At 66.9% G+C, this 8,130-nt stretch carries 11 protein-coding genes; 5 read left to right on the top strand and 6 right to left on the bottom strand.

All coding sequences use genetic code 11. From position 1 onward, the window contains the following. Positions 1–1,095 (top strand): MinD/ParA family ATP-binding protein (locus DM816_RS37945; RefSeq protein WP_425455327.1); only part of this gene is annotated, 1,095 nt, incomplete at its 5' end. 197 nt (positions 1,096–1,292) lie between these two features. On the opposite strand, the gene DM816_RS37940 is transcribed toward DM816_RS37945, so the two are convergent. Next, positions 1,293–1,700, bottom strand: a complete 408-nt coding sequence (locus DM816_RS37940; protein WP_117215328.1) for a DUF3151 domain-containing protein — start codon at positions 1,698–1,700, stop codon at positions 1,293–1,295. A 25-nt stretch (positions 1,701–1,725) separates the two neighbouring features. On the opposite strand from DM816_RS37940, the gene DM816_RS37935 reads away from it, so the two are divergent. Next, positions 1,726–2,892, top strand: coding sequence for an LOG family protein (locus tag DM816_RS37935; RefSeq protein ID WP_117215327.1), 1,167 nt, complete (start codon positions 1,726–1,728; stop codon positions 2,890–2,892). 16 nt (positions 2,893–2,908) lie between these two features. Next, entirely contained in the window at positions 2,909–3,439 is a 531-nt protein-coding gene (locus DM816_RS37930; protein ID WP_117215326.1) for a DUF2165 domain-containing protein, read from the top strand. Here the strand turns inward: DM816_RS37930 and DM816_RS37925 are convergent. The 3 genes from DM816_RS37925 to DM816_RS37915 all read right to left on the bottom strand — a co-directional run bounded on the left by DM816_RS37925 (position 3,401) and on the right by DM816_RS37915 (position 5,447). After that, positions 3,401–3,919, bottom strand: a complete 519-nt coding sequence (locus tag DM816_RS37925) for a hypothetical protein (protein ID WP_117215325.1) — start codon at positions 3,917–3,919, stop codon at positions 3,401–3,403. The genes DM816_RS37930 and DM816_RS37925 overlap by 39 nt on opposite strands. Positions 3,920–3,965: 46 nt before the next feature. Continuing rightward, positions 3,966–4,988, bottom strand: a complete 1,023-nt coding sequence (gene fbaA / locus DM816_RS37920; RefSeq protein WP_117215324.1) for a class II fructose-bisphosphate aldolase — start codon at positions 4,986–4,988, stop codon at positions 3,966–3,968. A gap of 72 nt (positions 4,989–5,060) precedes the next feature. Further along, positions 5,061–5,447: a phage holin family protein gene (locus DM816_RS37915; protein ID WP_117215323.1), complete on the bottom strand. Its 387-nt coding sequence runs from the start codon at positions 5,445–5,447 to the stop codon at positions 5,061–5,063. Between the two features lie 69 nt (positions 5,448–5,516). Between DM816_RS37915 and DM816_RS43225 the strand changes: the two genes are divergently transcribed. Beyond that, positions 5,517–5,675 carry a hypothetical protein gene (locus DM816_RS43225; RefSeq protein ID WP_162908252.1) on the top strand — a complete coding sequence of 53 codons (159 nt, stop codon included), beginning with the start codon at positions 5,517–5,519 and terminating at the stop codon, positions 5,673–5,675. Here DM816_RS43225 and DM816_RS37910 read toward each other — a convergent pair. Next, entirely contained in the window at positions 5,666–6,643 is a 978-nt protein-coding gene (locus DM816_RS37910; RefSeq protein ID WP_117215322.1) for an LCP family protein, read from the bottom strand. The two genes, DM816_RS43225 and DM816_RS37910, sit on opposite strands and share 10 nt — an antisense overlap. Next, complete coding sequence (locus DM816_RS37905) at positions 6,640–7,140, bottom strand: SigE family RNA polymerase sigma factor (RefSeq protein ID WP_117215321.1); 501 nt, start codon at positions 7,138–7,140, stop codon at positions 6,640–6,642. The genes DM816_RS37910 and DM816_RS37905 overlap by 4 nt, the downstream gene beginning before the upstream one ends. A gap of 68 nt (positions 7,141–7,208) precedes the next feature. Here DM816_RS37905 and DM816_RS37900 point away from each other — a divergent pair, with 68 nt between their 5' ends. Continuing rightward, positions 7,209–7,958: a DedA family protein gene (locus DM816_RS37900; protein WP_246002586.1), complete on the top strand. Its 750-nt coding sequence runs from the start codon at positions 7,209–7,211 to the stop codon at positions 7,956–7,958. The last annotated feature ends 172 nt before the right edge of the window (positions 7,959–8,130 follow it).

Below are 8,130 nucleotides of genomic sequence, written 5' to 3'. Positions count from 1 at the left end.
CCCGGCCCGCCGCGCCCGATGCCGCACAACCCGCAGCCGCCCACCGGTGTCTTCCCGGTCGTGCCGCAGCAGCAGCCGGCGATGCCGCCGCAGGCACCGGGCGGGCCGCGCCAGATCCCCACCACCGCGCCGACCGCGCCCGCACCGGCGGGCGGTGAGGTCTATCTGCCAACAGCGGAGGAGTTCGCCAAGCGGCGTGCCCAGCGCCCGTCCGACCCGGTGGCGCACATGGGTCTGCAGGCCGCGCTGCGCAAGACCACCTTCGGCCTGATCAACCTCAGCCCGGGCCAGCGGGAGCAGCAGCTGCGCAAGCAGACCGAGCTGGTCCGGCGCAACTTCGGCGGGCTGCGCCAGGTCACCGTGGTCAACCCCAAGGGCGGGGCCGGCAAGACGTGCGCCGTGCTGCTGCTCGCGATGACGTTCGGCCGCAAGCGCGGCGGTTACGTGCTCGCGTGGGACAACAACGAGACCCAGGGCACGCTGGGCATGCGCTCACAGCAGGACTTCCACTCGCGCACCGTGCGCGACCTGCTGCGCGACCTGCACCAGTTCAAGGGTGCCAACAGCCGGGTCGGTGACCTGTCGCAATACGTGCGCGCCCAGGGCGACGGCATGTTCGAGGTGCTCGCCTCCGATGAGTCCGCGACGGCGGGCGAGATGCTCACCGCCGACGCCTTCGCCGAAATCCGCGAGGTGGTCAGCCGGTTCTACAAGCTGATCATGGTGGACACGGGCAACAACGTGCGCGCGGAAAACTGGCAGTCCGCCATCGACGCCACCGACCAGCTGGTCGTCACGATGTCGGCGCGCAACGACTCGGCCGAGACCGCCGCCCGCATGCTCGACCATCTGGAGCAGACCGGCCGCTCGCGCCTCGTGCGCCAGGCGGTGACCATCGTGTCGCTGCCGCCCAGCCGCAAGGAGCTCGACATCCCAGCCATCGAGCGCCACTTCGCCGCACGCACCCGGGCCGTGCTCATCGCACCCTATGAGCGCATGCTCGACAGCGGCGAGCCCATCGACTACGCCCGCCTCACGCAAGACTCCCAAGACGCCTGGCTCGCCATCGCCGCCGCCGTCGCCGAAGGGCTGTAGTTCACGCAGCAGCGCGACTATGTGAGTCATCCGGGTCTTGTCGCAGCACCGCCGTAGGAGGGGCGGCAGCGAGCGCGAGGCGCCGGTTCGATTTGCAACGAAATACGCGTTCGCCCAAGCGCAGCTTGATCGTTGTCACGTCTGGAGCGAGGAAAGCGCTTTTTCGCACCCCGGAGCGTGACAACGATCAAGACCCGTCATTCCGACGACAACGCGTCGGCGGCAGCGGGGTCGCAGTCGCGCACAAACTGCGCGCACCGCGCCGCCTCGTCGGCCTCACCGATCTCCGCGGCGGCCAGCGACAGCGCGTTCAGGCTGCGCAGGAACCCGCGGTTGGGCTTGTGTGACCACGGCACCGGGCCATGCCCCTTCCACCCGCTCTTGCGCAGCTGATCGAGCCCCCGGTGGTATCCGGTCCGGGCGAACGCATAGGCGGTGACGGTCTCGCCCCCAGCCAGCGCCCGCTGCGCCAGCGCTGCCCACGCGGCGCTGCTCGTGGGGTGGGCAGCGGCGACGGCCGCTGGATCCTGGCCCGCGTCGAGCGCGGCGGCGCCCTCGTCATCGGGCAGCAGGGTGGCGGGCGGTTGAGGCATCAGATCACGCATGGACCCATTAATACATACTCGAACGGTGCCCACGCCCTTGCCTGAGGTGATAACACCCATAGATCACAGCCCCGACGAGATCGAGTCGCTCAACGAGCTGGAGGTGCACCTGCGCCGGGAGAGCCTGGTCCAGCTCACCGTGCAGGGCCTGGATCTGACCCGGGTCGATCTATCCACCGTGGACGTGCGGCAGGCGCTGTTCGTCGGCTGCGCGCTGAGCGCCGGACAGTCGGCCGATCTGGTGCGGCGGGGCGCCCTCGTGGTGCCCGTCTTCCCGGACAGCCCTTATCCGACACAGCCTTCGCGCCTCTACACACCCGACGATCTGGCGAACGGGTTCGACACGGGCGGGTTCCACGGCATGTACGACACCGTGGTCTACAAACACTTCCTCGACCGTGGTGGGGCCAACCCGGATCTGCGCGAGGCGCTCGCCCAGTGCGTGCACGACCACGGGATCGGCAACGCGCTCGCCCAAGACACCCGCGAGTGGATCCGTGAACACGGCCCGTCGAGCATCGTCGGCATCATGGGCGGGCACGCCGAGCACCGCGGCGACCCTGGCTATCGCGACGCCGCCGAGCTGGCGTGGCTGCTGGCCCGCGCGGGGCGGCTCGTGCTCACCGGCGGCGGCCCGGGTGTGATGGAGGCGGCCAACCTCGGCTCATACCTTTCGACCCGCCCACTGGCCGACCTCGCCGAGGCCATCGGCATCCTGAAGGCCGCCAAGGACTTTGGCGACAGCCAGGCCTACACGGCCGCCGCGCTCGACGTGCGGGCCCGCTTCGCCCCCGCCAAACACACCCGCTGGGAACAGGCGGGCGGTCTTTCGGTACCCACATGGTTCTTCGGCCATGAACCGGCAAACCTCTTCGCCGCATCCGTCGGCAAGATGTTCAGCAACGCCGCGCGGGAAGAGACCATCCTCAAGCTTTCCCGCGGCGGCCTGGTGTTCGCGGCCGGGCGGGCCGGCACGGTGCAGGAGATCTTCCAGGCCACCACGATGACGTTCTATGGCACGGTGGACCACTCGGGTCCGTTCGTCTTCCTCGGCCGTCGATTCTGGACGGAGACCCTCCCCGTGGCCTCGCTGCTGACTCCGCTGCTCAAAACGTCACCCAAGGGCGACCTGCACGGGCTGATCCACATCACCGATGATCCGCAGGAAGCGGCGGCATTACTGATCGATTAGGAGTAATGTCCGTCTCATGCGGACACTCGCCAGAATGGGCAGCCTGCCGGTCGCGGTCGCCGTGCTGACCGCGATCACGGCGCTCTACTACGTGCTCGTGGCGTTCGGCAACATCACCGACTACCAGACCAACCAGGCCTTCGTCGATCACGTCCTCGAGATGGACACCACGTTCCAAGATCCCGACGTCATGTGGCGGCGCATCTCCAGCAATGTGATCGTCAACATCGTGTACGTGGGCATCATCATCTGGGAGATCCTGATCGCGGCCGTGCTGATCATCGCGCTCGTCCACTGGCTCATGGGCAATCACGCGCGCGGGCGCAGGCTCTCGACCCTCGGCTGGACCATGGTGTTCGTGCTGTTCCTCGGCGGGTTCGTCACCGTCGGCGGCGAGTGGTTCCAGATGTGGCAATCCCAGAACTGGAACGGGCTCACCGCCGCCATGCAAAACTTCACCATCGCGGGCATCGGCATGGTCCTGGCCAACCTGCCCTCGGGCACACCCCTAAACAATGGGGACGCGGCGCCAGAAGCCGACCGGTAGGTTCACCTCCGGCTCGCTGTCGAGCCCGTTCTCATCCATCGCGTTGAACAGGGCCAGCCGCAGATCCCCGAAGTAGAGCTCCAGCGCGTGCAGCACGGCCGGCCGCCACGCCGTCGGGCTGATCCGCTCGATCACGCTGGCCCGGGTGAGCGGCCTGCCCTGGGCCGCGCGAATCGCCGGGTGCGGGTCGGCCCACCAGTCCAGCCGTGCGCCCGGCCAGTCCAGGCTGGCCTGCATGTCGATGGTGTCCCAGCTGATCGCGCATTCGTCGAACTTGCGATGGGTCACCTCAAGGTTGGCGTCCGGGAAGCCGAAGACCACCGGCCCGCCCGTGAACCAGGCGTGCTCGTCCAGGTCCCACACCAGCCACGAACCGACCAGCGGCTGACCGAGCACGCGCTGGAACCGTGCCCGGTGCGCCGCGGCCAGCGTGTGGGCATCGTGATGCCAGACGGGGTCATAGCCCTCGATGCCTAACACGCCGACCGACCTCCGAAATGCCACATTCGTGACAACGAGGCGTTAACTACTTCAGCGACGTTCCCGCGGAACGCAGGTCCTCGCACGCCAGGACCACCCGCTTGGCCATGCCGGCCTCGGCCGACTTGCCCCACGCGCGCGGGTCGTAGGTCTTCTTGTTGCCCACCTCGCCGTCGACCTTGAGCACGCCGTCGTAGTTGGCGAACATGTGCGCCGCGACCGGCCGGGTGAACGCGTACTGCGTGTCGGTGTCGATGTTCATCTTCACCGTGCCGTAGTCCAGAGCCGCGCGGATCTCGCTGAGCAGCGAGCCCGACCCGCCATGGAACACCAGGTCCAGCGGCTTGGTCTTGCCGTACTTGGCGCCTACCGCGTCCTGGATCTCCTTCAAGATCTCCGGGCGCAGCTTGACGTTGCCGGGCTTGTAGACACCGTGCACGTTGCCGAACGTCAACGCCGCCATGTAGCGGCCCTTCTCGCCCAGCCCAAGCGCTTCCACCGTGGCGAGCCCGTCCTCGACCGTCGTGTAAAGCTTCTCGTCGATCGCGCCGACGATGCCGTCCTCCTCGCCACCGACGACCCCGACCTCGATCTCGAGGACGACCTTGGCCGCCGCGGCAAGCCCGAGCAGCTCCTCCGCGATCTCCAAATTCTCTTTCAGCGGTACCGCGCTGCCGTCCCACATGTGCGACTGGAACAGCGGAGCCTCGCCCCGCGCCACGCGCTCCTGGGAGATCGCGAGCAGCGGGCGGACGAACTTGTCCAGCTTGTCCTTCGGGCAGTGGTCGGTGTGCAGCGCCACGTTGATCGGGTATTTCTTCGCCACCTCATACGCATAGGCGGCGAACGCGACGGACCCGGTGACCATGTCCTTGATCGTCGGGCCGGACAGATATTCCGCGCCACCCGTCGACACCTGGATGATGCCGTCGCTTCCCGCCTCGGCAAAACCCGCGAGCGCCGCGTTCAGGGTCTGCGAGGAGGTGACGTTGATGGCTGGATAGGCGAACGCGCCCGCCTTGGCGCGGTCAAGCATCTCGGCATAGACCTCAGGGGATGCGATAGGCATCGATGGTGCTCCTCACTACTGTCAACTCGACTGGTGGAACCGCGCTGTCCTCCCTGCGATAACCGCAGTATGTCACGCAGCGTTTTGCGCTCTGTCGGGCACGAGCAGGCTCAGCAGCCAGCTCACCACACCCATCACAATCGCACCCCAGAACGCGGGCCAGAATCCATCGATGCTAAAGGGCAGCTTGAGCAGCCCGGCCAGCCAGTCGGTCAGCAGGAACAGCAGCGCGTTGACCACGAGCGCGATGAGCCCGAGCGTCACCAGGTAGAACACGCACCCGACGGTCTTCACGATCGGTTTGATGATCGCGTTCACCAGCCCGAAGATCAACGCGACGGCCAGGATGGTGAGGATGCCCTTCCCGGTCCCCTGCGCTGTCACGTCGATGCCAGGCACGACCAGCGTGGTCACCCACAGGGCGACCGCATTGATCAGCCACCGTATGACAAACCCCATGCGATCATCTTGTACCCGAAAAGCGCCCGATCGCTGGCAAATGCTCATGAACGGCCTTACGGTGAAGGGGTGACCGAGATCCCCGACGCCGACCGCGCTGAGCAGGAGCGGCCATTTGACCCCGAAGCCGAGGAGGACGTCGAGTTTCCCTCGCCTCCCTTGGACGCCCCCGAGGCGGACGTGGTCGAACAATCGATCCCCATCCCCTACGAAGACGACTACCGCTGAGCGAGCGGCGTGACCCATTGCGGGTGCGCGGCGGCAAACGCGCCGACCGTGTCCCCGCGCAGCGCCGCGAACAGCTCCTGCATGCCCGGATCCAGAAGCACATAGTGCACACCGTCGATTTGCGCGTCGCCACCGAAATGCGGCTGACCCAAACCGACCACATTGGACGGTCCAATCTCGCGCAGCCCCATGCCCAACTCCCACAGGTTTCCGTCCACCGCCACGCCGGCACCAGCCACCAACCTCGCCAACCGCACCGGGTCGGCATCCCGCGCCTTAGCCCACACCGCAGCAACCACCCGCTGCACGTTGCGATCCCGCTCGAACGCACCCAACGCCAGCCGCTGGCGCTGGCGCATCAAATCGGCCGCCTCCTCACCCGAGTAGTGCTTGCACCCCGGCGGATAAACCACACCCGGCCGATGCAGCGAGGGCACACCACCCGGCAAGCACACCCGCACGCCTCCGAGCCCGTCAACTATCGGCGCCACCGCTGAGAGCTTCACCGCCACAGCAGCATCCAGCCGCACGCCAACCAACCTCTCCACCACGTCATCGACGACTCCCGCGCGATAGGTGTCGTTCAACTTGCCCACACCACCACCTGGAAGATCCACCCGAAGATCTCGGGGGAGCGCGACCAACTGGATCGCCGACCTATCGCCCGGCACATGCACCAGCGTCACACTGTCCGCGAGCCCAACTTCATCGAGCCCCAACACCAACACATTGAGCGCCCCCGCAGGCACGCCCGCGCCATCTGCCACCACCACCGACGGACGCTCAACCATCCCCGGCACGACCAACACCGCAGCCATCGCGACCGCCGCCGCCGCACCCGGTACCCTCAAAAGACGCTTCCGCCGACGCTTGACGGCAGCCCGGTCGATCCCCTTTCGCAGCGCGGACAGATCGAAAACAGCCCCTTCACGCCGCGCGAAGGCGGCCCGCACCTCATCCTCAATCATCGATTGACTCCCGTGATCAACTCTTCGGCGACCTCGGCACGCAACGTCGCCAGCGCCCGGGAGATGTAACCGCGCGCGGTTCCCACCGTGCACCCGAGAATGTCCGCGACCTGCACATCCGCAAGATCCTCGTAGTACCTGAGCACCAGGGCGGCCCGCTGCTGCCGCGGCAGCCTGGCCAGTGCCCGCCACATCTGGTCCCGGTCCGCGCCATCTTCGGCATGATCATTCGGTACCGGCCGCGCCTCCGCCACGTCCGCCCGCAGGAACACCCGCTGAAACCACGAGCCGCGCCGCCAGTCCAGATACAGATTCACCATCATGCGCTTGACGTAGCTCTCCGGTGCGTCCGCCCGTGCCACCCTCCGCCACTTCAATTGCGCTCGCACCATCGTCTCCTGCACCAGATCCTGCGCCAGATGTGGATCACCGGTCAGCATCACCGCGTAACGCATGAGCGCCTGCAGCCGCGTGCCCACGAAGTCCTCGTAGGTCACCTGTCACCTCCTCCCACCTATAGACGGGTCCGCACGGGCGAAAGATTGTGCATGTACCCTTGGCGGGCGTGAACACCTTGCACGCGGCAGCCGACATCGTGAGCTTCAATCCGATCGACCCCATGGACTGGCTGAGGCTCTTCGGGTCCTTCGCCGTGTATGGGGTGTGGTTCATCCTCTTCGCGGAGACCGGCCTCATGGCGGGCTTCTTCCTGCCGGGCGACAGCCTTCTGTTCGTCGCCGGGGTGTTCGCGTCGGACTTCCTCGCCAGCGAAGGCATCCAGCTCAACATCGTCGGCCTGTTGATCGGCGGCCCCATCGCGGCCATCATCGGCGCCCAACTGGGCCACTGGCTCGGCGCCCGCTACGGCCGCAAACTGTTCGACAGGCCCAACTCGCGCTTCTTCCGCCAGGAATACGTGGCCAAAGCCGAGTATTACTTCCAGAAGTTCGGCCCGCGCCGCGCCATCGTCCTCGCGCGCTTCATCCCCATCGTGCGCACGTTCATGAACCCGGTCGCCGGCGTCCTCGGCATGTCAGCCAAGCAGTTCTTCATCTGGAACGTCATCGGCGCGATCATCTGGGTGGACGGCATCCTGCTCGCCGCTTACTTCGCCGCCGAGCAGATCGTCACCGCCATCGGCGGCGCCGACAAAATCGACAAGTACCTGCTCCCGTTCATCTTCGTCATCGTCTTCATCTCGGCGCTGCCCATCTTTATCGAAATCATCCGCGAGCGCCGGGCCAAGAAACGCGCTCCCCACGACACCCCCACCGCCCCGCACGCCACCACGGCCTCTTCCCCGCAGCGCGACTAACCGGTTCCCGAACCAGACGGCGCGCCTCCCACGGCAAGTGGGCAGGCGTTCTCGGGGGGTTGCTTGGGGGCGCGGGCAGTACTGCCGTGGGATTTCCCGTTGTCGACGCGGTGCCAACTTCAAGCATTTCCAGCGCCCCCAAGCAACCCCCCGAGAACGCCCCCACCTCGCG

This window comes from Allorhizocola rhizosphaerae, from assembly GCF_003426775.1.
Taxonomy (GTDB): Bacteria; Actinomycetota; Actinomycetes; order Mycobacteriales; family Micromonosporaceae; genus Allorhizocola; species Allorhizocola rhizosphaerae.
The sequence above is the reverse complement of the archived record's forward strand: the minus strand, read 5'-3'. Positions and strand labels throughout refer to the sequence as shown.

Excerpts from the sequence above, each read along its gene's own strand:
- DM816_RS37940 (WP_117215328.1), bottom strand. The coding sequence starts at position 1,700 with ATGCGTGATCTGATGCCTCAACCGCCCGCCACCCTGCTGCCCGATGAC.
- DM816_RS37930 (WP_117215326.1), top strand. The coding sequence starts at position 2,909 with ATGCGGACACTCGCCAGAATGGGCAGCCTGCCGGTCGCGGTCGCCGTG.
- fbaA (WP_117215324.1), bottom strand. The coding sequence starts at position 4,988 with ATGCCTATCGCATCCCCTGAGGTCTATGCCGAGATGCTTGACCGCGCC.
- DM816_RS37915 (WP_117215323.1), bottom strand. The coding sequence starts at position 5,447 with ATGGGGTTTGTCATACGGTGGCTGATCAATGCGGTCGCCCTGTGGGTG.
- DM816_RS37910 (WP_117215322.1), bottom strand. The coding sequence starts at position 6,643 with ATGATTGAGGATGAGGTGCGGGCCGCCTTCGCGCGGCGTGAAGGGGCT.